The 22581-nt window shown below is 49.3% G+C and carries 20 protein-coding genes; 7 read left to right on the top strand and 13 right to left on the bottom strand.

Annotation, left to right across the window (positions count from 1 at the left end):
- The 4 genes from AC5SV9_RS16925 to AC5SV9_RS16940 form a co-directional block, all read right to left on the bottom strand.
- On the bottom strand, nucleotides 1-867 hold the full coding sequence (locus AC5SV9_RS16925) for an amino acid ABC transporter (protein ID WP_475148769.1): 867 nt from the start codon (nucleotides 865-867) through the stop codon (nucleotides 1-3).
- Entirely contained in the window at nucleotides 798-1334 is a 537-nt protein-coding gene (gene msrA, locus AC5SV9_RS16930; RefSeq protein ID WP_475148771.1) for a peptide-methionine (S)-S-oxide reductase MsrA, read from the bottom strand. The genes AC5SV9_RS16925 and msrA overlap by 70 nt, the downstream gene beginning before the upstream one ends.
- A 108-nt stretch (nucleotides 1335-1442) precedes the next feature.
- Entirely contained in the window at nucleotides 1443-4568 is a 3126-nt protein-coding gene (locus AC5SV9_RS16935) for an efflux RND transporter permease subunit (RefSeq protein ID WP_475148772.1), read from the bottom strand.
- Between the two features lie 2 nt (nucleotides 4569-4570).
- On the bottom strand, nucleotides 4571-5623 hold the full coding sequence (locus AC5SV9_RS16940) for an efflux RND transporter periplasmic adaptor subunit (RefSeq protein WP_475148774.1): 1053 nt from the start codon (nucleotides 5621-5623) through the stop codon (nucleotides 4571-4573).
- Between the two features lie 205 nt (nucleotides 5624-5828).
- Between AC5SV9_RS16940 and AC5SV9_RS16945 the strand changes: the two genes are divergently transcribed.
- From AC5SV9_RS16945 to AC5SV9_RS16960, 4 genes are all read left to right on the top strand, one after another.
- Nucleotides 5829-6506 (top strand): DUF2982 domain-containing protein, encoded by a 678-nt coding sequence (locus tag AC5SV9_RS16945; protein WP_475148776.1) that lies wholly within the window; start codon nucleotides 5829-5831, stop codon nucleotides 6504-6506.
- Nucleotides 6507-6565: 59 nt separating this feature from the next.
- Nucleotides 6566-6901, top strand: a complete 336-nt coding sequence (locus tag AC5SV9_RS16950; protein ID WP_134056116.1) for a hypothetical protein — start codon at nucleotides 6566-6568, stop codon at nucleotides 6899-6901.
- A gap of 107 nt (nucleotides 6902-7008) precedes the next feature.
- On the top strand, nucleotides 7009-8667 hold the full coding sequence (locus AC5SV9_RS16955) for a flagellar assembly protein A (protein ID WP_475148778.1): 1659 nt from the start codon (nucleotides 7009-7011) through the stop codon (nucleotides 8665-8667).
- Nucleotides 8668-8767: 100 nt separating this feature from the next.
- Complete coding sequence (locus tag AC5SV9_RS16960) at nucleotides 8768-9532, top strand: DUF2884 family protein (RefSeq protein WP_475148779.1); 765 nt, start codon at nucleotides 8768-8770, stop codon at nucleotides 9530-9532.
- Nucleotides 9533-9545: 13 nt separating this feature from the next.
- On the opposite strand, the gene AC5SV9_RS16965 is transcribed toward AC5SV9_RS16960, so the two are convergent.
- From AC5SV9_RS16965 to AC5SV9_RS16985, 5 genes are all read right to left on the bottom strand, one after another.
- Nucleotides 9546-10601: a succinylglutamate desuccinylase/aspartoacylase family protein gene (locus AC5SV9_RS16965; RefSeq protein WP_475148780.1), complete on the bottom strand. Its 1056-nt coding sequence runs from the start codon at nucleotides 10599-10601 to the stop codon at nucleotides 9546-9548.
- Nucleotides 10601-11518 (bottom strand): 30S ribosomal protein S6--L-glutamate ligase, encoded by a 918-nt coding sequence (rimK, locus tag AC5SV9_RS16970; RefSeq protein WP_475148783.1) that lies wholly within the window; start codon nucleotides 11516-11518, stop codon nucleotides 10601-10603. Before rimK ends, AC5SV9_RS16965 begins: the two co-directional genes overlap by 1 nt.
- A gap of 102 nt (nucleotides 11519-11620) precedes the next feature.
- Nucleotides 11621-12970 carry a magnesium transporter gene (mgtE, locus tag AC5SV9_RS16975; protein WP_475148784.1) on the bottom strand — a complete coding sequence of 450 codons (1350 nt, stop codon included), beginning with the start codon at nucleotides 12968-12970 and terminating at the stop codon, nucleotides 11621-11623.
- Nucleotides 12971-12995: 25 nt separating this feature from the next.
- The gene (locus AC5SV9_RS16980) at nucleotides 12996-13958 is read right to left on the bottom strand and encodes a magnesium transporter CorA family protein (RefSeq protein ID WP_475148785.1); all 963 of its coding nucleotides are present in this window, start codon (nucleotides 13956-13958) and stop codon (nucleotides 12996-12998) included.
- Between the two features lie 121 nt (nucleotides 13959-14079).
- Entirely contained in the window at nucleotides 14080-16116 is a 2037-nt protein-coding gene (locus AC5SV9_RS16985) for a methyl-accepting chemotaxis protein (protein WP_475148790.1), read from the bottom strand.
- Nucleotides 16117-16425: 309 nt separating this feature from the next.
- Here AC5SV9_RS16985 and AC5SV9_RS16990 point away from each other — a divergent pair, with 309 nt between their 5' ends.
- A complete protein-coding gene (locus tag AC5SV9_RS16990; protein WP_475148793.1) occupies nucleotides 16426-16833 on the top strand; it encodes a VOC family protein in 408 nt (135 codons plus the stop codon).
- Here the strand turns inward: AC5SV9_RS16990 and AC5SV9_RS16995 are convergent.
- A complete protein-coding gene (locus AC5SV9_RS16995) occupies nucleotides 16830-17378 on the bottom strand; it encodes a YdeI/OmpD-associated family protein (RefSeq protein WP_475148795.1) in 549 nt (182 codons plus the stop codon). The two genes, AC5SV9_RS16990 and AC5SV9_RS16995, sit on opposite strands and share 4 nt — an antisense overlap.
- 549 nt (nucleotides 17379-17927) lie before the next feature.
- Here AC5SV9_RS16995 and AC5SV9_RS17000 point away from each other — a divergent pair.
- Both AC5SV9_RS17000 and AC5SV9_RS17005 read left to right on the top strand, forming a co-directional pair.
- On the top strand, nucleotides 17928-18374 hold the full coding sequence (locus AC5SV9_RS17000) for a GNAT family N-acetyltransferase (RefSeq protein ID WP_475148796.1): 447 nt from the start codon (nucleotides 17928-17930) through the stop codon (nucleotides 18372-18374).
- Nucleotides 18375-18425: 51 nt separating this feature from the next.
- A complete protein-coding gene (locus tag AC5SV9_RS17005) occupies nucleotides 18426-18962 on the top strand; it encodes a DUF924 family protein (protein WP_475148799.1) in 537 nt (178 codons plus the stop codon).
- A gap of 23 nt (nucleotides 18963-18985) precedes the next feature.
- Here the strand turns inward: AC5SV9_RS17005 and AC5SV9_RS17010 are convergent, their stop codons facing one another.
- The 3 genes from AC5SV9_RS17010 to hemW form a co-directional block, all read right to left on the bottom strand.
- Nucleotides 18986-19159 carry a YqaE/Pmp3 family membrane protein gene (locus tag AC5SV9_RS17010; protein WP_475148800.1) on the bottom strand — a complete coding sequence of 58 codons (174 nt, stop codon included), beginning with the start codon at nucleotides 19157-19159 and terminating at the stop codon, nucleotides 18986-18988.
- 295 nt (nucleotides 19160-19454) lie between these two features.
- On the bottom strand, nucleotides 19455-21305 hold the full coding sequence (locus tag AC5SV9_RS17015) for a DUF885 domain-containing protein (RefSeq protein WP_475148801.1): 1851 nt from the start codon (nucleotides 21303-21305) through the stop codon (nucleotides 19455-19457).
- A gap of 129 nt (nucleotides 21306-21434) precedes the next feature.
- Nucleotides 21435-22577, bottom strand: a complete 1143-nt coding sequence (hemW, locus tag AC5SV9_RS17020) for a radical SAM family heme chaperone HemW (protein ID WP_475148802.1) — start codon at nucleotides 22575-22577, stop codon at nucleotides 21435-21437.
- Nucleotides 22578-22581: the final 4 nt, after the last annotated feature.

Raw genomic sequence — 22581 nt, forward strand, 5'->3', positions numbered from 1 at the left:
CTAGTGTGGCATATCAGCCTGTTGCGGCTCACTCTGCCGTTGCAGGTACTGATAATAGCGCTGCGGTTCCTGTGTCTGTTGCAAAGCTTGCCACAGACTTATCGCCAGTTGCTGATGTTGCTGATAAAAGCCCTTACTAAACACCAGATAACCGGTAGTTTGATAAAGCGGCGGGTACACGACTTCTAAACCCTCAGTAAAGCCTGTCGGGGCTGGTAACGTGTTTACTTCACACAGCGTTGTAGTCGCATCAACACGGCCTTGTTTTACCAAATCAAAAGCCTGCTGCTGCGACTGCACCGGTACAATACTTACCCCAACCGGATAATCGGGTGTGGCATAACCCAGTGGTCTGGCAATCATGATGCCAGTGCCTGAGCGTTGCATAACATTGTCGTTATGCCGCTGTACCAGGCAAGTAGAATGCTGGCTCAGTGCCAGCCTGGCGTCCGGCTCGTCATTGCTATTTAACGGATAGACAGCAAAGCTGCGGCGTGATTCAGCGTAGGTTGCTACCAGTGCATCTACCTTATTTTGCTCCAGTAACTGCAGGCAACGTAGCCAGGGCTTGCGCTGCAACATCAGTTGTATCCCGGTAAGTTTTACGGCAGCTTGCAAATGCTCTATCGTTACACCGGGTGGTGAGGCCACTTGCTCACCGTCACCGGCATAGTAGGGCAGTAGCTGCTTATCTTCGTAGCAGAAGGTAAGCCCGGTTGTCATATTTTCCTGTGCCGCATTTGTCTGTGCTGCGGTTAGCATCAGGCTTAACAGGCAAAATATCGCCCTGAAGCCGTTCATGATTTCAACAATGCCTGATAGCGCTGGCGAAACTTCATCATTTTCGGTGCGACTATGACCTGACAATAGCCTTGTTCCGGATGCTTGAGAAAGTAGCCCTGATGGTAATCTTCAGCGATATAAAATGCGGTTACAGGTGATACTTCAGTGACAATACTGCCACTAAATACATTTTCTGCTTTAAGTTCAGCGATGATGTTATTGGCGATATGTTGCTGCTTGTCATTGTGATAGAAAATCGCTGAGCGATACTGCGTGCCAATGTCGTTGCCCTGGCGGTTTAGTTGAGTAGGGTCGTGCAAACTAAAGAAAATCAGACAGAGCTGCTCATAACTTATCATGGCATCATCATATTCAACCTGCACCACTTCTGCGTGGCCGGTGTCGCCGTCACAAACACGGCGATAGTTGGCAGTTTCAGCACTACCGCCCATATAACCACTAAGTGCGCTTATTACACCATTTAATTGGTTCATAGCTGCTTCAAGGCACCAGAAACAGCCCGCACCAAATGTTGCGGTTTGTAACGCCATTGCTTTTCTCCTTCTTCCCTGCATTTTGACTTTACGCTAGTTTTTCAGTTGCATCCAGTTTCTGTATAGCGGAAATAAATAAGGCGCCGACCGGCGCCTTATTATTGGCTAAGAGGGATGCACCTCATCTGCAGCATGCTCGTCAGGCGCTTCATTTTCCAGTTTATGCAGCTTCTGCTCCAGTCGCTTTGGTGAACCGGTGTTGCGGGCTATCACCATGTAAGTTACCGGCACCACATAAATGGTCATCAGTGTGGCCAGAGCGACGCCTGAGAAAATAACCATACCAATTACCATCCGGCTTTCAGAACCCGGGCCGCTGGCAACGATTAGCGGTATGCTGCTCATCGCCGTAGTGAAAGCTGTCATCACAATAGGGCGCAGTCGCTGTGTCGCGGCTTGCTGTATCGCGGTGGTAAATTCTACACCGGCATCACGCAGCTGGTTAGCAAACTCAACAATCAGAATACCGTTTTTAGCTACCAGACCTATCAACATGACCAGACCAATCTGGCTATATATATTTAGCGTCATACCACTGAAGTACAGACCGGACAGTGCGCCGACCAGCCCAAGTGGTACCGTGACCAGGATCACCAGCGGGTGAATAAAGCTTTCAAACTGTGCCGCCAACACCAGATAGGTGATAAGCAGCGCCAGTACAAACACCATCAGTGTTGAACGGCCACTTTCCTGATACAGCAGTGACTCACCTTTATAATCTATACCGACCGTATCGTGGATCTCGGTTTCAACGATGTTTTCCAGATATTCCAGCGCTTCACCCAGGCTGTAACCCGGCGCCATACTGGCCGTTAGCGTAATACTGCGCATACGGTTATAGCGGTTCAGGCTAGACGAGGTGGCTTCTTCACGCAGGGTTACCAGATTATCCAGCGGGATCAGCTCGCCTGATGTCTCAGAGCGCAAATACACATTAGTAATACTGCCAGGAGCAGTGAAGTCATCATCTTTACCTTCAATAATGACATCATACTCTTTACCACGGTCGAGGAAGGTGGTTACCCGGCGTCCGCCCAGCATGGCTTCCAGTGAACGGCCAATGGCGCCAACAGAAATCCCCAAATCACCGGCACGTTCGGTATTAATTTCGACTAATACCTGCGGTACTGTCTCTTTGTAGTCATGATCCAGCATCAGAATATTCGGATTTTCTGCTGCTTTTTCCAGCACTATATCGCGCCAGCGCGCCAGTTCTTCGTAAGTGTTGCCTTGCAACACAAACTGAATAGGACGGCCACCGCCACCACCGCCGCCCAGGCCGCTACGCATAAACGTAAAGGCGCGCACATCCGGTATCTCATTCAGCTTCTGGCCAACTTCACCCATCAGCTCTTGCGTGCGGCGCTTACCGTTGTGCCAGTTCTCGGTGCCGACAATCGCCACACCGCCACTGTTGCCCCAGCCGGGCACCCTTACCAGTAAGCGGTTAAACTCACCTTTTTGGTAGTAAGGCATCAGCACATCTTCAATTAAGCGCATATTTCGGCTGTTGCTGGTATAGCTGGCGCCTTCGGCGGGGCTCATCATAACAAAGAAGGTGCCACGGTCTTCCGGCGGCGCCAGTTCGCTTGGTAGCAGCCGCACCAGCATGTAGCTGGCGATAAAACATAAGGCAACCACAATCATTACCGGCCAACGGGTGGCACATACGACTTCCAGTTGCCGGCGGTAGGCGTTCTCCAGCTTATGAAAGGCCGCATGCAGCCAAAGGCCCAGCTTGCTTTCACGTTTTTGATGCGTCAGTAGTTTGCTGCACAGCATTGGGGATAGTGTCAGTGCAGTCACACTGGAAAAGGCTACAGCCGCTGCAATGGCCAGCGCAAACTCCGTAAAGAGTTTACCCAGCTGCCCCTGCATAAACACCAGCGGCACAAACACTGAAATCAGCACCAGAGTGGTAGCGATAACGGCAAAACCTACCTCGCGCGCGCCACGGTATGATGCCACCAGCGGATGCTCGCCAAGCTCGATTCGCCGGTAAATGTTTTCCAGCACGACGATGGAGTCATCCACCACCAGGCCAATGGCCAGCACCATCGCAAGCAATGTCAGCAGGTTGACTGAAAAATCCAGTGCAAACAATACCGTTACGGCGGAAACCAGCGCCACCGGCACAGTTACCGCCGGGATAAACGTTGCTCGGATATTGCCAAGGAATAAGAAAATAACCACCACCACCAGCACCATAGCGATGGCCAGCGTGTTATACACTTCTTTTATCGATTCGGCGATAAACAGCGAAGAATCGTAACCCGGCTCAATAGTGGTGCCCTGCGGTAATGTCTCTTTAATCCGCTCCATCTCCGCCCGGGCGGCGCGCACCACTTCAAGCGTGTTGGCTTTAGATTGCTTGATTATACCGATACCGAGCAGGTTTTTACCGTCGCCGCGAAACTCACTTTCCTCATTTTCTGCGGTTAGCAACACATCGGCTACTTCGCCCAGGCGCACCAGGTAATTATTATCGCCGCGCTTAATGACCAGGCGGCGAAAATCCTGCTGCGTTTTGTAAGTGCGCACTACCCGTACGGTAAAATCACGGTCGGTCGATTTAATGTTACCGGCTGGCAGTTCAACGTTTTCTGCTCGCAGTACATTTTCGATATCCTGCACTGTGACGCCGCGTGATGCCATCGCATCACGATCCAGCCAGATGCGCATGGCATAATCACGGGAGCCGCCCAGTTGCAGGCGGGCGACACCGTCTACCACTGAGAAACGTTCAACAATGTAGCGATCGGCGTAATCAGTCAGCTCCAGTGAGGTCATGGTTTCACTGTTAAGCACAAACCAGGCAATGGTATCTTCATCATCGCTGGCTTTGGACACTTCCGGCGGGTCGGCCTGATCGGGCAGGTTATTCAGCGCGCGCGATACGCGGTCCCGCACGTCATTGGCGGCAGAGTCGATATCGCGTTCTACATTAAATTCTATTGAAATGTTCGAGCGGCCATTGCGTGACACTGAGTTGATATTCTTAATGCCTTCAACGCCACTGATACGATCTTCAAGCAACTGGGTAATTTTCGATTCAACAATTTCAGCAGATGCACCGGGGTAATTGGTGCTGATGCTGACGATCGGCGTATCAATGTCAGGGTATTCCCTAAGTGGCAGCATGCTAAAGCAGACAATACCGAAGACTATCAGCAGCAGGTTTATTACCGTGGCGAAAACCGGTCGTTTTACCGAGGTGTCAGACAACCACATAATCAGCCTCCGACACGGTTAATGGTGATGCCAGAGCGCAGTTTCTGAATACCTTCGACAACTACTTCATCACCTTCTTTCAGGCCGCTGAGTATTTCGACCCAACCCGGAATACGCTGGCCGATGGTCACTTCGGTCTGATGTACAATGTCGTTTTCATCTACAGTGTAAACAAACTGTTTTTGTTGCTGCGGTACCAGGGCCTTTTCTGATATTTGCATCGCCATGCGGTTATCCAGCTCCAGTTTCACATTCAGCAGCATACCCGGGCGTAAGCGCAGGTCATTGTTTTCCAGCATGCCATGAACAGTAACTGTGCGGGTCACCGGATCTAAGCGGGTGTCAACTGCACTGACGGTGCCGATAAAATTGATATCGCCATAAGCGGCATTCGTCACAGTTAACGGCATACCGACTTTAATTTCAGCCAGGTAATGCTCAGCAACGCTAAAGGCCACCCGAAGCTTATGTAAATCATCCAACGTTGTAATGACAGTGCCACTATTGATGTAAGCCCCCTGACTGACCTGCCGTAAGCCAAGGTAGCCTTCAAAAGGTGCCTTGATAGTCATCTCTGCCAGCTGCGCTTTAGCGATATCTAATTGCGCCAGCGTGGTGTTTACCTTAGTTTGTTGTTCATCCAGCAGTGATTGTGCAGTGGCCTGTGTATTTGCTAAGTTTTTCAGCCGATCTAACTGCCGTTTTTGTTCTGTTAAAACGCCTTCCAGTTCTGTCACGCGCGCGCGCTCTTCTACATCATGCAAGCGGGCGATAACTTCATCTTTTTTAACTTTTTTACCTTCGCTTACATTCAGCTCGGTTATGAAATCGCTGGTAGGTGACACCAGCGTGATAGAATTATTTGCAATGCCGGTGCCCAAAGAGCTAATGCTGCGGATCATGGCTTTGGTTTCAGCTTTCGCAGTTTTTACGGCTACGGCAGCTGCGCCGCGAGTTGCGCCGTTATGCTGGTTTGGCATCCAATACAAATAGGCTACGAATACCAGCAGAGCGATAAGTATCACCCAAATTAATTTTGAATGTAGTTTTGCCACAATAACCCCTGAGTAACAGCATATATTTTAAGTTTAAAGTCCGCTTTATTGTATGGAAGAAATACCCGTTTAGATTTCCTGTTATCGCAGTCGAGGCGGCGTTGGTCGATTCAACTGTAGGTGTTGACTGACAAAATCGGAACACTCTTTGCTAAAATCACGGAACTCGGGATTAAAAACTGCCATCATAGGTTAAAGGATATAAATGAGTATAAAACCGATGTCGCCAGTTAACGTGCAGGGGGCTACAAGCCGCGGTGGAGCCGCCGTAATGCTGTGCAGTGCCTTGGTAGCAATGGTATTGCTTATCAGCATAACGTGGGCGGAGCAGCTACAACTATGGCATGCGCTTGTATTAATAGGTGCAGGGTTGGGGATGTTTTCCGGTTGGGCAAAGCTGGCAGAGCCAGAATTTTTTCTGCAATATGATGAGCAAGGGGTGCGCTATCAACACCGGCATGGCTGCTGGATGCTAACCTGGGGCAGTTTTTTATACAGCGGCGTGCCACAATACAATGGTCAGCCCCTGGGCTACATTGGCTTTAAAGTGACTGATTACGACAGTTTTCTGCAACATTTGCCGCTTCGGCTCGCTGTCCGTATTATGACTGAGCAAAGGGCATTGTATATCGAAGCGGTGCGTCAGGGCTGTGTATCTGGCCAGTGTGCCAGCGAGCTATTAACAGAAGGTGGTAGTTTTGCGACAGCGACACAGCATTACAATGGTATTAAAGCCGCGTTTGCCAGTCGAATGAAGCAGTTAGCTGCCCAGACTGGGTTTGATGTCTTTGTCCCGGTTAGTCTTACGCCCGGCGAGACTCAGCAATTGTGTCTCCAAATTAATCAGGCCAGACTACAATTGATACAGAATACAGTCACCTAGACACTCTGGACTGACTGTATCATAATACTGGCAACATCACATGTTACGCAGGGTAGTGAATGAATAATTACGAAAAACCGTTCTTGGTCAGTGGCCGTAATACATTGATCCATAAAAATAAAAAGCTTGACTTGGTTGTTGTGAATGACGACGACGATCCGAATGTTATAGTTACCCGCCACGGTGTAAAAATATTTACTGAGTCAGTACCGGCCAATCGTGCTGAGGCAAAAGATCGTTATATGGAGGTAGTTGATATCTCTAGTTCGGATGTTTTTGGTGAAGTTAAAACGCTACTGTTTATTCAGGCTATCAACAATAAAGAGTACAAGGTAGATTACAGCAAGAAAGGTACGGATTTGTTTATTCGTATCCACCAGGAAAATTATATTTAATATTTCGCTAAAAAAGGCCCTGTACGACAATCAGGGCTTGCCTTTGCTGCAGTTATTTGCTTCATTAGCATAGCTTTCTTCTTGTAGTAACCAGAAGTGTTAAACCTATGCAATTTACCGAGCACAACAACAGTATAAAAATAACCGTGCCTGTAACACTGGATGCGCTCAGTGCGCACGATGTCAATTCACAGTTACAAGCTGCCGGCTATGGCAGATGTCTTATCATTCAGGATCAGATCACTAACCTGCTGGTGGAATATCAGCAAATTCAGCAAAAAATTAAAGAAAAACTGCAGGCCCCCGGTGTACCGCTGACTTACCGCATTGCCGAAAAGCGTGACGCAGAGCTCACGTTTGAGATAAGTGAAGACCAGATGTCAGCTGCCGCAATTATTACTGCTGCCTGGGGTGGGGCACCGATTTCGGCCAATGCCCTGGTAAAAGCTGCACAGGACGCCGGTGTCGTATTCGGTTTTAGTAAAGATCATATTATTAAGCTGGTTAGTCATGCCAGTAAAGCCGAGCCGGGCAGCAAGGTAAAGCTAATCGTCGCCCGTGGTCGGGCTGTAGTACATGGCCAGAATTCACGATTTGAACCACTGATCCCTGAAATGCAAAGCCGGCGCAACAAACCGTTATTGCAATCTGACGAAAAAGCAGACCTGCGGGATTTTGGTGTTATTCCCGCCGTCAGAGCTGGAGAGACACTGATGCGGCGTCATCCGCCTACTGCCGGTGTAGATGGCATGTTGATTAATGGCAGCCCGATTCCAGCGACACCGGGCCAGGTCATTGAATGGCAGATGGCTGAGGGCAGTGAGTTGTCCGCGACCGATGGTGATTTGCTGCTGGCTGCGCGTGATGGCTTGCCACGGGTTGTTGAAAATGGTGCGACTGTAGATGAAGTCTTTACCGTTAAAAATGTAGATCTGGCCACCGGTCATATTATTTTCAAAGGCTCAGTAGTGGTCAGCGGTGATGTTACTGAGGGGATGAAAGTTATCGCTGGCGGTAATGTGTTCGTAAAAGGCTTTGTTGAAGGCACTTTGATAGAGGCCGGTGGCGATATCACCGTCGGCGGCTCTATTATCGGCCATCAGATAGCCACAGCTGAAAGAGACAGTGAATACAGTACTGAGTTAAAAGCAAAAGGCGATATTCAGTGCAATATTGCTCAGTATGCCAGATTAAGCTGTGACGGCAATTTGTATGTAAATAAACAAATGATGCATTGTGCTGTTGCGGCCGCCAAAGTTTACGGCGGGCCGGAAGACAACCCTAACGGCAAGATTATTGGCGGTTATTTCTATCTGGACTACGGCATTTTTACCGGTAATCTGGGTGCCCCTTCCAGCAGTAATATTCTGATTGAGCTGAATCGGCTGGTGGATCCTATCGCAGAAAAGCAGGAGATTTTGCGCACCAGTATCGCTGCGGCAAAAAAAGACATGCAGGATATTAAAGAGCAGTTAGAGAAACTGAAGAAAATCGAAGGCAACAATCAGATTGAAGTGCGCAAACAAGAGTTGCATCAGGAATTTGAAGAGCACCGGGATGTGGCTCTGGCACTGATTGAAGACGTTAAGCAACTTGAAGTACAGCGGCGGGAGAAGTTAGATCAGGCGCATATCATCGTACGTCAGCAATTGTTTTCGGCTGTTGAAGTGCATTTTGGTAAGGATATTGTTCGCAGCCGACGTGAATATGGGCCATCTAAAATTATGCTGGTAGATGGCAGCCCTGCGATAGAACCCTTTATCTGATGCTGTTCGCGATGGGCGACCACTGTGCTGCGGCGCAAGGGGCTGCTTTTCGCCCATCGGTGACTTAAGCTTCTTACGTGTTCAGGCCGGAGCTGGCGAAGTGAAACGCTACTATTTTCTACTGTTAATGTTGTGTCATGGCTCGCTGCTATCTGCAGCCGAGTGTGAGATGGCATTTGCGCACGGTATTCTGATTGCCCCGGATCATATCCGTATTTTGCAGAACAACCGCACCCATGTGCAGATTAATAATGATCAGCAATTATTTATTCGTGGCGAGTTAATCAGCCTTACGCCTGAAGATGTTGTGCTTTTGCAGCAATATAGCCGGGATTTGCGCAAGTTTGTGCCGGAAATTGTTAGTATTGCGGTTGACGGTGTGGAGCTGGGTCTTTCCAGTATTGAGGCAATGTTTACCGGTATTGGCAGTAAATCGCAGCAGGCTGAATGGCGCGAGCTGGTGCGCGAAACCACCTTTCAATGGATGTCCCGCTTTGTCCGCACTAATGAACACTTTTATCTGGCACCACAAAGCCTCAATGAACTGGATTACTTTTTACATGGCGAGTTAAAACCGCAGCTCGATAGCCTGGCCCGGCATACGGTTGGCGCAGTGTGGGGCGCGCTGCGTGATGCACTTAGGCACTCTGATAGTAATTTTGAACGCACTGATAATCAGGAATGGCAATCTGTTGGCCATCTGGTTGATAAAATCAACCTGGGGTTGGATGCCAAAGCGGTAGAGCTGGAAGAGAAATCAGCATTGTTTTGTCAGCGTATGCAAGAGCTTGACGAGGTTGAACAGCAGTTACAACAACGTCTACCCGCTTTAAAAGACTACGATGTCGTGATGCAAAAAGACTGATACTACGCCTGGTTCAGACTACGCCATATTCCTCGCCCAACACCGGTGGCATAGCGTTATCCACTTCATCATTTATCGCGTCGAGTGTTTTTTCAGCTTCATCCAGCGAGCTGACTTCTGCGACATGAAACAGCGCTTCACCCTCATTCACCAGCGGCAAGTTGTTGCGGCCTATCACGATACCGGCAAAGCTGGCGTGCACTGCCACTTCAAAATCAGAATAAGGTGAGTAGATATGCGCCAGTATATCGCCGGGTTTTACAGTCTGCCCAAGGCCGACATAATAGCGGGCAATACCATCATGCTCAGCCCTTACCCAGCTACTTTTTTTCGAGAACAACGACTTGGTTGTAGGGCGTTTACGCATAGCGCGTAACATGCCTAAATCTGTCATCACATTTAAAATACCGCGCACACCGACATTAATGGCCTGCTCGTCAAAACGCAGCGCCTCACCCGCTTCGTATAGCAGGATAGGGATGCCGAGTGTGTTGGCTGTACCGCGCATGGTGCCATCGCGGCTGGCGGCCTTGATTATAATAGGGGCGTTAAACACTTCTGCCATGCGCAGCGCGGTTTTATCCTTAGCGCTGGCTCTGACCTGAGGCAGGTTGGCACGGTGGATAGCCCCGGTGTGCAGATCTATGGCATGGGTGCAGTTACGCAGCACCTGCTCGGTAAACTGATAGGCCATACGGCTACCGAGTGAACCTTTTTCGCTGCCAGGGAAGCTGCGGTTTAAGTCCCGTCGATCCGGCAGATAGCGCGATTGCTGCACAAAACCGTAGGTATTAACAATAGGAACAACGATCAGCGTGCCTTTGAGCTGACTTAAACGCGGTAGTTTCAGCAAACGGCGGCATATTTCTACGCCGTTAATTTCATCGCCGTGCAGTGCGGCGGTGATAAGTAGCACCGGACCGTCTTTGCGACCATGAATGACGTGGGCACCAATGTTTAGCTCGGTATGGGTATATAACTTACCAAAGGGGATATCCACCAGCGCTCTGCTGCCGGGAGGAATGCTGCTGTCTGCCAGTGTAAAAGGTGCTCTGCTGCCTGCCTGCATTAGCCGGTTCCTTTGGTATTTAACTTGCGTTTGCTTTTATGCAGCGCCACTTTTTGCTCAAGAAAAGCGATAGTTAAATCGGCAATATCTTTGTCTGTTGCTGCTTCAATGCCTTCAAGCCCAGGCGAGCTGTTTACTTCCATCACAACCGGGCCATGGTTTGAGCGCAGTAAGTCAACACCGGCGACATTAAGCCCCATGGTTTTAGCGGCCCGGATAGCGGTACTGCGCTCGTCTTTGGTCAGCCGCACTGAGGATGCAGTACCACCGCGGTGTAAATTAGAACGAAACTCGCCGGCCTTCGCCTGGCGTTTCATTGCTGCGACAACTTTGTTGCCAATGACAAAGCAGCGGATATCGGCGCCGTTAGCCTCACGAATATATTCCTGCACCAGAATATTGGCGTTTAACCCCATAAAGGCTTCTATCACACTCTCTGCGGCGGTACGGGTTTCCGCCAGCACCACACCTATACCCTGGGTACCTTCGAGCAGCTTAATCACTAAAGGTGCGCCGCCAACCATTTCTATGAGGTCGGGGATATCGCCCGGCTTGTCGGCAAAGCCGGTTACCGGCAAGCCAATGCCCTGACGGGCCAGTAACTGCAGGCTGCGCAGTTTGTCACGTGCCCGGCTTATCGCAACCGACTCATTCAGGCTGTATACGCCCATCATCTCAAACTGACGCAGTACGGCCGTGCCGTAAAATGTAATAGATGCACCAATACGTGGGATCACGGCATCAAAGCCTTCTAATGCTTCACCTTTATGGTGAATAGAGGACTTTATCCGGTTAACATTGATATAGCAGGTAAGCGGGTCTATCACCTGTACCTGGTGGCCACGTGCTGTGGCAGCCTCGACCAGACGTTTGGTGGAATACAACTCTGCATTGCGCGATAAAATCGCAATTTTCATGCGCTCTCCGATAAGCGGTAGTGTTCGCAGCTATTGTAAGATTGTCTTACGCACCCGGCAGCAAGAATACTGCTGCCGATGATAAATATTTAAGTTGCTTTTTCAACCCAGTAAGAATAACGAGCCTAAACCGAGAAAGGCGAAAAAGCCAATTACATCCGTGACAGTTGTCAGGATCACCGAACCGGACAGGGCAGGGTCTATATTCAGTTTTTCCAGCCAGATGGGGATCAATACCCCGGAGATGGCTGCAGCGACGATATTAATCACGATAGCCATGCCAATTACACCGCCAATAATCCAGTCACCAAACCAAAAATAGGTAATAGCGGCTATGACCAGGGCCCACAGCAAGCCGTTGATAGCACCAACACCAAGCTCTTTGCGTAGCAGTGTCATATAGGTTTTAGGCGTTATCTGCTCCAGCGCCAGGCCCCGGATCATCAGTGTTAACGTTTGGCTGCCGGCAATACCACCCATACTGGCAACAATAGGCATTAATACCGCAAGAGCAACAACCTGTTGTAAGGTGGCTTCAAACAAACCAATGGTCCATGCTGCAAGAAAAGCGGTCAGCAGGTTAATACCCAGCCATAATGCACGGCGTTTCGCGCTGTTAAATACCGGGGCGAACAAGTCTTCTTCTTCATCCAGACCTGCGGTGTGCATAAACTGGCTTTCCAGGCTTCTGCGCACGTTTTCCAGTGCTTCACCTATAGACAGGCGGCCAAGCAGTTTGCCCTCGGCATCAACGACAGCCAAAGCAGTATAACCCGAGCGCGACACGATATCTGAGCCTTGATCCAGGTCCATCTCGCCTTCAACTAAAGGCGCATCTTTATCAATAACGGTTTCTACCGGTAAATGGCTGCCAAGGCCGAGTAACTGGGTCGCATGAACCAGGCCAACATAACGCCCGGTGCGGTCGACGACAAACAACGCATCGTGGTACTCAGCATCCTCCGCTAACTGGCGGAACAAACGGATGCCATCACGAACTTTGGCATTTTTATTGATGATGAGCATATCGTGGTCGGCATAACGACCGCACTGATCTTCATCATAGCCCAACGCAGTGTCCAGCCAGCGGCGCTGGCTTTCATCAAGCCGCGAGCAGGCATAGTCGTAGATACGTTGTGGCAGCTCATCGAGCAGCTCTATCAGATCGTCAACTTCCATGCCCTCAACCAGAGAGCGCAGCTGTTGTTCATCCAGTTGTTTAAAAATATTGTCCCGCGCGTCGACCCGCATATAGGTCAGTGCGGCAATCTGGTCATCCGGATGCAGGCTAAGCCAGGTGCTAACCCGCTGTTCTACCGGCATTGCTTCTAATGCAATAGCAATTTCTTCCGGTTCCAGCTGGCTAAGCTTTCCGGTCAGCTGTTCAGCTTCGTTCTCATCGAAGCTATCACGTACTATCTCTTCAATGTCCAGCGGTTGGTTTTCAGCCATTTACTACTCCCTTGCCCGGGTGGGGTTACCACCAGCCGCGTATTTTAAACCAAATCAGCCCCGCCAATCCGCCCAATGCCATGGCAATTAACACAGTGAAATAGCCATTGTGCATTTGCAGTTCAGGCATATAAATAAAATTCATGCCATAAATACCTGCAATAAATGTCAGCGGGATGAAAATGGTACTGACGATGGTCAACACTTTCATTCGCTCGTTTATCTGGTGCGATGTTGTTGACAGATAGCCTTCGACCAGATCACTGAGCTGATCGTAGTATAAATCAGTCATGCTATGCAGCCGCTCAAATTTTTCATAAAAATCACGCAGTTCGGTGCTGCTAAAATGGCGCAGTAGCGGGTTTTGTTCTTCGTACATTGCGTCAGAGAAAATATCTTTCTGATATGCCAGATTACGGTTTATTTTACGCAGTACTGAACGATAGCGCATAATTAGCGCCATCTGCTCATCATCGCCGCGGTGTAACATGGCATCTTCCAGTTCACTTTGCTCTTCTTCAAAACTAATCAGCTTTTCCAGGTAGCTTGCCGACACACTGAGGATCAGCTGTTTGATCCAGTCGGCAACGGTGACCTGGCTGTTACCGTTGATCTGTGGAGTGAGCTGCGCCAGAAGCTGTGGGTTATGACAGTGGATCCGGCTTATCAGTATTTGTTTTGAATACAGCAGGTTAACCTGAGCACTGCCGCTGTACTCACTGAAATCAGCGTCGGCATAGCCACGCATTATTAACAGTGTGAAGTCTGTTTGTGATTCCAGCTTGGGTGGATGACGCTGTCGGCTGAAATCCTCAGCCAGCGTTGGCACTATCGCAAAGCGGCGCAATACCAGTAATTGCTCGTCCGCAGAGGCATCATTAAGGTTAATCCATAATTTTGCATCCGCGGGTAGCTGAGCGGGCAACTGCTCGTATGATATCTGCTGCCAGGCGCTGGTTTCAGGTTCAAAATAACTAAGAAGAATCATATTGTTTGCGCATCAAAGAGTCATGGTTACAGCATACTCATAAATTTGTGCTGCGGGCAAATACGATGTGGGAAAAGCGCAGCCACTGCTGCGCTTGTTGCTGAATTAATAAGCGGTAGTGTTAATTTCTAATTCTGAACTGGCTGACAACACCGTTCAGGTTATCTGCTGCAGCGCTTAACTGTACCGACTCTGCCGACAGTTCTGTTGCATGACCTGCGGTATTATCAACCAGAGCGGTTATGGTGTGTAAACTCTGATTAATTTCATCGGCTGCAGCACTTTGCTGCCCGGTGCTGTCGGCAATCTGACTGCTTTGCTGTTTGACCCGCATAATGGCATGGCTGATGTCGGTTAACGCAGCTTCCAGCGTGCGGGCACGCTCTGCGCTGGTTTCTGTCTGCTGCCGGCCTTGTTGCATAGTACTTTCAGCATCTTTTGATATTGCTTGCAGCTTTTCGACCATCTGCCGGATGTCCTGTGTACTGTCCTGTGTTCTGCCTGCCAGGGACCTTACTTCATCTGCAACTACCGCAAAACCCCGGCCTTGCTCACCAGCCCGCGCTGCTTCGATCGCAGCGTTTAATGCCAGCAGGTTAGTTTGCTCAGCGATACCCTTGATTACATCAACTACAGTGCCGATGTTTTCTGACTCTTTAGCCAACCCAGCGACAATCTGCACTGACTGTAACATCTGAGCTGACAACTGCTGCATATCTGCTACTGCCGTTGCAGACAATGTCTGACCTTGCCGCGCGTGCTGTTCGGCATCTGTTGCCGCATCGCTGGTTTGCTGAGCGTTGTTGCTGATATTCTGCGTCGTTGCCGCCATTTCATGTACAGCAGCCGAGACATTATCAATCTGAGCTTTACAGGTCTGGATCTCCTGATTGGTCAGGCTGGCAACCTGAGTCAGGTGCTGGCTGCTGCTGTTGACGGACGACGCCTGCTGCGCAGTCTGTCGCAGTAACTGGCGTAACTTGGCAGTGAACTGATTAAAATGGCTGGCCAGTGCGCCCACCTCGTCCTGACTGCTGATGTCAATGCTGCGCGTTAAATCACCGTCGCCGCTGGCAATATCCTGCATCATCAGCGTCAGCTGCTGTAATGGCCGTGTAATGGCAGAGGTCATTAACCAAATCACCAGCAAAGTCACCGCGACAATAAGCAGAGTCAGCAGCATTGCCCAGTTCGTTGCGCTGTTTATCGGCGCTTCTACTACCTCTACCGGCACCAGTAGGGCAATCATCCAATTCAGTGCCGGAAAGTCCAGCATGACCGGCTGAGTGTAGGCGTAATAATCGACGCCATTGAAGTGCACTGGCAGTCTTAGGCTATTGCCTTGTTTTGCGGCAGAAGCCAGTTTTGCAAAACCGGTATTGCCGTCGGTATCGAAATTGGTAATCGGATCGTTAGGGGTATATTTTACGCCACCTGCCTTTGCGAAGTGGACGATATTACCCTGTTCATCGAGCAATACCGGTAAACCATGCCCTTGATAACTCAGCTGTTCTACATGCTCGCCCACTTTGTTGATGTGTAAGTCGAGGCCTCCTACGCCCAGCAGTTTGCCACTGCTGTCACGTACCGGCCCCTGGACGACTGTGGAGATAATACCGGTGGTCATATCGGCCGACGGCGAATTGACAAAGTAGCGGTTTTTTTCCAGCGTCAGCTGGTACCAGGGGCGCTTGCTGGCAAAATAGCCTTTATTAATATCGCCGGCATCTGCCCCTTCAGTTGCTACACCGGTGCGGGCGCTCTCGCGGAAGTATTCACCTGAACTGTCCAGCGCAAAAAAAGCTGAAAGGATATTGGGGTCCCGGCTGCTAATGCCGATAAATGTCTGATTGATTTGCGGGTAACCATTGATGCTGTTTAACTCAGTGCCGCGGCCCGGGTAGCTACTGAACCACTGCTGGAATTGTGGGTTTTCCAGATAAGTGCGCGCTACCTGGCCATACTGAGCAAAAAAGCCGGCAATACGGGCCGCCTCCTGAGTCACGGTATGATTCACTTCAGCATTCACCTGCAAACTGGTTTGCTGCTTAATGTCACTGACTACTAAAATGGCGGTGCCGAGCAATAATATGGCAACGGCGCTGCCGATACTAAGCAACAATTTTTGCTTAATAGACGCCTGAGTAAATAAACGCATGCAATACCCCTAAAACCTGAATTTTCTTGTTGTAATATCTTGTTTTTATTTGGTGCAAAAGCATCTTTGTCATTGGTCACTATGCCAGATCCTGGTGCAAAACCAAGTGATCTACGGCATAAAATCTGAAAAAAGGTGCCTAATTATCAAGATCATGCAAAATATTGGCCATTCAGCTGTGTTCGAGTTGCGTTCTGCTTTCTGAAAAATATTTACTACTGGCTGTCGAATTTCATAGTTCACTACCGACAACTCATCGACAGTCTGAACGCTGCGTTTGAACAATAATATTTAATAGCCGGAGAAACTATGAACCGTATGATATTTGTTAACCTGCCGGTGCAGGATTTACCCGCCTCCATCGCTTTTTACAGTGCCTTGGGGTTTACGAACAACGCTCATTTTAGTGACGAAACCGCAGCTTGCATGGTGTGGAGTAATGAAATTCATGTCATGTTATTAACTCATGACAAATGGCGGCAGTTCACCAAAAAGCCAATTGCACCAGGCAGTACCAGTGAAGTGATGCTGGCGCTGGCGTTAGACAGCATTGATGCGGTAAACAACATGAACACGGCTGCAGCAACGTCTGGCGGTACAGCAGATGTTAACCCGAAACAGGAGCTGGGCTTTATGTACAGCTGCAGCTTTGCTGATCCAGATGGCCATATTTGGGAGCCGTTCTGGATGGACCCGGCGGCTATACCACAAAGTTAAGCCGTTTTAGGCGCGCTAAAGGCCTTGCTGTAAAAGCCGGACGGGTCAAAACAGCAGACCCGTTTCTTGCCCGATGCCAACATATCGCAGGCATTGCTGATGCGCTGCAGCCGTGTTTTCGCCTGTTTGGCTGAGGTTATCCAGTGGATCCAATCAAGCCGCGCAATGGTGGTTGTATCATGCCAGGCGGCTAAAGCGGCAGGATCTGCTGCCAGCGCCTGCTGCAGGTCTTGTGGTAACTCAGGTTCAGGCTCCTGCTGTACCGGCTTAATATCAAAGCTGGCATTACTTCCAGGCTGCACACCAGCGGCGTCGAGTAATGTCTGCTGCAGTTTTAACCAATGACTTAACTTTCCGTCTGGCTCCAGCGTGGCCTGAAACGGTTGCCCGTTAATATTGCCATCGACAGTCGTTCTGCCGCGACGAGGCAATGTTTCACTGACCTCTTTGGGAAGAATGACAAAGCCCCACGGTGATGCGCTATCCATTTGCGCCGGGCACAGTATGGTAGCGATAAACTCAGATGTATTTATGGCCTGGCTCATAGTGCTTTGCCTCATGTTCGTTGGTACAGTTGTTGTCAGGCGGCAGTCTGTAACAATATTGCTGACTATTGGTAAGGTACAAAAGATAACACAACAGCGTAAGTTTAAAAGTGTAAAGGCAATCAGGCTGTTGAGGTATAAATTTCTTGATTTACATTTATGCAACGAAATACACTGGCGAAGCAATATGGAGATTTTAAAAAATGCCTGAACTAAATGTCAGAGGTATGTCAGATGCCCAGCCAAAAACTCATGTTGTAATCAGGGTTTTGGCTATGCCACTGTCTTTGCTACTGTTTGCTGCCTTTGTGCAGCAGTGCTTTGTATTAATATCAGAACCTCATAAGGTTGAATCCGTTTTTTTGCACATCGCAAATACTTTATTGTTTGCGTTTTTGTTTTGGCCATTTTCTTATGTGGCAGTTAAGGGGAAGGCCCCAAGGCGTTGGCTTCCATTTCAGTAATAGTTTGTTAAACGCCGTATTTTATACTCTTAAATTTACCGCATCGACATGGGTAAAAATTACCCAGACATATTGAAGGTTCCCGATGATTATCAGGTGCTGTGACACTGAAGATTTACAAGGCTTGCTTGATTTATATCGCGAACTTCGTCCGCATGATCCAACGCTTAAGCAACATGACGCCCAGCAAGCGTGGCATAAACTGCTGGCAAACCCGGGCATAAAAATCATTGTTGCGGAAATAGATGGTGTGTTGGCATCGACCTGCCAGCTGAGTATCTGCCCGACGTTAACAAATGCTGCAAAGCCCTTTGGTATTATCGAGCATGTTATTACTGCGGAGGCTTACCGGCGGCGTAGCTTGAGTGAGAAAGTGATTGAGCGGGCATTAGATATCGCATGGGAAGAGAACTGCTACAAAGTGATGTTATTATCCGGGGAGAGTCGTACAGCAGCCCATAAGTTGTATGAAAAGATCGGATTTCAGTCGGGCATTGAACGCGGATTCGTGATTAAACCTGATCTGGGGTAGCTACATTGTGGGGGCCTTCAGGCCTTTACCAAAGCAACGGAAAACACGAATATGTATGAAGAGATACTCACTTTTTGGTTTGAAGAATTAACACCACAGCAATGGTGGCAGGCCGATGAAGAATTTGATAACACAATCAAACAGCGCTTCTCGACGATATTACAACAGGCGGCGGCAGGTGAATTAGCGCAGTGGCGGCAAGCTGCAAAGGGGCGTCTGGCTGAAGTCATCGTATTGGATCAGTTCTCCCGTAATATTTACCGCGGTACCCCTCAGGCGTTTTCTCAGGATGCTATGGCATTAGCGCTGGCGCAGGAAGCCGTTGCCGCCGGAGCTTTGCAACAGCTAAACGCAGATGAGCGTAACTTTTTACTGATGCCTTATATGCACAGCGAATCAGTTGTTATACATCAAAGCGCTGAGACGCTATTTAAGCAGCACGCACCAGAGAATAACTATCAGTTCGAGTTAAAACATAAAGCGATCATCGACCGTTTTGGCCGCTACCCGCACCGCAACACCATATTAGGCCGGCCGTCGACAGCTGAAGAAACAGCGTTTCTGCAGCAGCCTGGCTCAGGTTTTTAGCGGTAACGGCACTGCTAATAACGTCAGTGCTTTAAAATGACATACAGGGCGTGAATGATCCCTGGTATAAAACCGAATAGCGTCAATAGAATATTCAGCCAGAAGTGCCCTTTTAAGCCCACTTCAAGAAACACGCCCAAGGGCGGCAGTATTATCGCAAATATAATTTTAATCGGATCTGTCGCAGTAACGGCCATAGTAAGTTCCTGTATCTCGGTTAAGGTGTAAGTGATTTACACCGCTGTTTAACAGAAGCATTATCTGTACCGTATTGCTGAAGACAAACGTCATGGTTAAACAACAAATGCTGCAGGGCAGGCAGAGTAGGGCGTAAGCCAAATGCTGACCCGTAGGCAAACCGGGAAAATGAGATACGAAGCTGAGCACACAGAGGCTATCTTTTTGGTCACTACGCAGTTTTTATAGTATTTGTGGAAAACTTTACAGACAAAAAAGCCGGTGTGAAACCGGCTTTTTTAACATACGCAGCCGTTATGCTTTGGTTTTAGCAATATATTCGTCAACCATCTGTTCCAACACATCCAGTGGCAATGCACCGTTTTTCAGGACTGTGTCGTGGAACTGGCGGATATCAAATTTATCGCCAAGTGCTGTTTTAGCTTTCTCGCGTAGTTCGACAATTTTCAGCATACCAATTTTATAGGCGGTGGCCTGCGATGGCATAACAATATACCGCTCAATCGCTTTTTCTACCGCTGTGGGGGTATTGGGTGTGTTATCCAGCAAATACTGAATAGCCTGTTCGCGGCTCCATTTCTTCGCGTGAATACCGGTATCCACCACCAGACGGCAAGCGCGCCACAACTCCATTGCCAGGCGGCCAAAGTCAGAGTACGGGTCCTGATACAGGCCAATCTCTTTTGGCAGCATTTCGGTGTATAAGCCCCAGCCTTCAATGTAGGCAGTGTAGCCACCGAAACGGCGGAACTTCGGCATATCCTCCAGCTCCTGCGCGATTGCCAGTTGCATATGGTGGCCAGGAATACCTTCATGATAGGCCAGTGCTTCCATTTCATATTTTGGCATATCGCTCATACGATACAGGTTGGCGTAATAGATTCCGGGGCGACTGCCATCCATCGATGGCTGCTGATAAAATGCCTTGCCGGCCGTTTTTTCACGAAATGGCTCTACGGCTTTGACGATCATCTCCGCTTTGGGTTTGACCAGAAACAGCTCATCCAGGCGGCTGCGCATATTGTCAATAATGGCGGTAGCATCCCTCAGGTATTCAGCCTTACCTTCGTCAGTTTCCGGATAGTAGAACTGCGGATCGGTCTGCATAAAGTTGAAAAATGCTTTTAAATCGCCATCAAAGCCGGTTTTTTCCATAATAGCGCGCATTTCATTATGAATACGTGCCACTTCGTCCAGGCCAATCTGATGGATTTGATCTGCTGTTAAATTGGTGGTGGTGGTGCGTTGAAGGGCATTATTGTAAAAGGCGTCACCGTCTTTAAAACGCCATACCCCATCTTCGGTGCCGGCCTGTTGCTCTAATTGCTGTAAATACTGTATTAAACCGGTGTAGGCAGGTTTAACGCTGGTCAACAGTGCAACGGCGGCCTCGTCTAACAGCAGTTTTTTGGCTGCGTCAGAAATATCAAGTGCAGTGACTTTCTTGCGAAAATCGGCCAGCAGAGTACTGTCTTCACCGGAATCAAACGGGGCACCTTTAATCACATTTTCGCTGGCGGAAATAACCATCGGGAACACGAATTTCGGTGCGATAATGCCGGCATCGGCACGTTTTTGCAGTTGCTGCTGTAACTGAGTGAATAACGCAGGTACCGCATTTAAGCGGGCAATATAGGCTTTGGCATCGCTTTCGCTACTGATGCTGTGCTGGTTAATCAGCAGGCTTGGTACCTGAGAGTGGGTGCCAAACATCTGATTGACGGGGTAACTGTATAACCGCCATTTCGCATCATCCAGCTCTTGCTGCAGTTCCTGTTGCATTAGCAGGTAGCTTACCCGGGTAGTGTCATCCAGTTTGCTCTGGTCGATACCTTGAAGCATCGTCAGATGTTGTCTGGTCAGCGCTAAACCGGCCTGAAAGTGCTCGTCAGATAAATCCTGCCATTTGTCGTAGTCGTCTTTAATACCCAGACGGGTTTGCAATAACGGGCTGCGGCGCACATTGTCCATAAAAATCTGCTCAAACAGATTATTGGCTTTCTCCGATTCGCTGCTGGCTACTGCTGCCGTTTGCGCTGTAGTTGGTGCCGGTGCTGACGTTTGTTGTGGGCCGCAACCGGCCAGAAGTGCCACGCTGATGGCTACCGGTAATAAGGCCCGGCGCGTAAAAATATGCTGTTTCATCGGGGTTCCTGCTGTTGTCGTTAGAATAGTCGGTTTTATTCTACGCAAGCTGGTTCAGATGAAAAGGTAAAGTATCGCAGTACAGTCTTCTGTTATCTCAGCGGGCTTTGTTAAATTAGCCTGCGCCCGCTAGATAAACAGTGTCAGCAAATCATTCAGGTAACGGGCGCCTTTGTCAGTAATTTGCCAGTGCGATGCCGTTACCGTGATAAGTTGTTTCCGTTCAGCCTCGTCAATCGCGGCACTGATACTGCTTAGCGGCAGGCCGGTGAAGGCAGTAAAATCGCTTATCGGGCAGGGCTCCAGCAAGCGAAAACGGTTCATGAAAAACTCAAAAGGCCTGTCTTCCGGCTCTACCTGCTGGCGGCTATCCATGTAACCACGGCTGATATCCATGTAGCCTTTGGGATGTTTAATCTTTACCGTGCGTAAAATACTGTTGCGTGACGGCAGCGTAATTTTACCGTGCGCCCCGCAACCTATACCCAGGTAGTCGCCATAACGCCAGTAATTCAGGTTATGTTGACATTGCTGACCGGTTTTGGCGTAAGCCGAAATTTCGTACTGCTGGTAACCGTGTTGCTGCAGCAGTGCCAGGCCTTGTTGCTGAATATCCCACAAGGTATCGTCCGGCGGCAGCACCGGCGGGCGGGATGCAAAAGCAGTGTTGGGTTCAATGGTGAGCTGATACCACGACAAGTGCGGCGGCGCTAAATCGATTGCCTGATGTAAATCGGCTAAGGCGCCAGTGACATCCTGCTGCGGCAGGCCATGCATTAAATCCAGATTGAAACTGTTCAGTGGTAAGGCTTTGGCAAGCTTTGCCGCTGCAATTGCTTCGTCGCTGTCATGTATGCGGCCAAGCGCTGTTAGCTGTGCGCTTTGAAAACTTTGCACACCAATCGAAAACCGCGTCACCCCGGCTGCGACATAACCGGCAAAGCGTTCTGCTTCGACGGTACCGGGGTTGGCTTCCATTGTCACTTCCATATCAGGCGTACAGGCAATACGCTGTTTGACCCCTGTAAGAATCTGGCCAATACCGGCGGCTGAAAACACACTGGGCGTACCACCGCCGATAAAGATGCTACTGATGGTGCGGCCATGTACCAGAGGCAGATCCTGCTGCAAATCTGCCAGCAAATGCGCGATGTATTCCTGCTCTGGAATACCTTGCTTAACAGCGTGCGAGTTAAAATCGCAATACGGACATTTCTGGATACACCACGGAATATGGATATACAGCGCCAGAGGTGGTAACTGCAATGACAACGCG

This window comes from Rheinheimera sp. ATLC3, from assembly GCF_059429535.1.

What these genes read in the sequence shown, in the direction of transcription:
- msrA (WP_475148771.1), bottom strand. Translation starts at nt 1,334, where the DNA reads ATGGCGTTACAAACCGCAACATTTGGTGCGGGCTGTTTCTGGTGCCTT.
- AC5SV9_RS16935 (WP_475148772.1), bottom strand. Translation starts at nt 4,568, where the DNA reads ATGTGGTTGTCTGACACCTCGGTAAAACGACCGGTTTTCGCCACGGTA.
- AC5SV9_RS16945 (WP_475148776.1), top strand. Translation starts at nt 5,829, where the DNA reads ATGAGTATAAAACCGATGTCGCCAGTTAACGTGCAGGGGGCTACAAGC.
- AC5SV9_RS16950 (WP_134056116.1), top strand. Translation starts at nt 6,566, where the DNA reads ATGAATAATTACGAAAAACCGTTCTTGGTCAGTGGCCGTAATACATTG.
- AC5SV9_RS16955 (WP_475148778.1), top strand. Translation starts at nt 7,009, where the DNA reads ATGCAATTTACCGAGCACAACAACAGTATAAAAATAACCGTGCCTGTA.
- AC5SV9_RS16965 (WP_475148780.1), bottom strand. Translation starts at nt 10,601, where the DNA reads ATGCAGGCAGGCAGCAGAGCACCTTTTACACTGGCAGACAGCAGCATT.
- rimK (WP_475148783.1), bottom strand. Translation starts at nt 11,518, where the DNA reads ATGAAAATTGCGATTTTATCGCGCAATGCAGAGTTGTATTCCACCAAA.
- mgtE (WP_475148784.1), bottom strand. Translation starts at nt 12,970, where the DNA reads ATGGCTGAAAACCAACCGCTGGACATTGAAGAGATAGTACGTGATAGC.
- AC5SV9_RS16980 (WP_475148785.1), bottom strand. Translation starts at nt 13,958, where the DNA reads ATGATTCTTCTTAGTTATTTTGAACCTGAAACCAGCGCCTGGCAGCAG.
- AC5SV9_RS16985 (WP_475148790.1), bottom strand. Translation starts at nt 16,116, where the DNA reads ATGCGTTTATTTACTCAGGCGTCTATTAAGCAAAAATTGTTGCTTAGT.
- AC5SV9_RS16990 (WP_475148793.1), top strand. Translation starts at nt 16,426, where the DNA reads ATGAACCGTATGATATTTGTTAACCTGCCGGTGCAGGATTTACCCGCC.
- AC5SV9_RS16995 (WP_475148795.1), bottom strand. Translation starts at nt 17,378, where the DNA reads ATGAGCCAGGCCATAAATACATCTGAGTTTATCGCTACCATACTGTGC.
- AC5SV9_RS17000 (WP_475148796.1), top strand. Translation starts at nt 17,928, where the DNA reads ATGATTATCAGGTGCTGTGACACTGAAGATTTACAAGGCTTGCTTGAT.
- AC5SV9_RS17005 (WP_475148799.1), top strand. Translation starts at nt 18,426, where the DNA reads ATGTATGAAGAGATACTCACTTTTTGGTTTGAAGAATTAACACCACAG.
- AC5SV9_RS17010 (WP_475148800.1), bottom strand. Translation starts at nt 19,159, where the DNA reads ATGGCCGTTACTGCGACAGATCCGATTAAAATTATATTTGCGATAATA.
- AC5SV9_RS17015 (WP_475148801.1), bottom strand. Translation starts at nt 21,305, where the DNA reads ATGAAACAGCATATTTTTACGCGCCGGGCCTTATTACCGGTAGCCATC.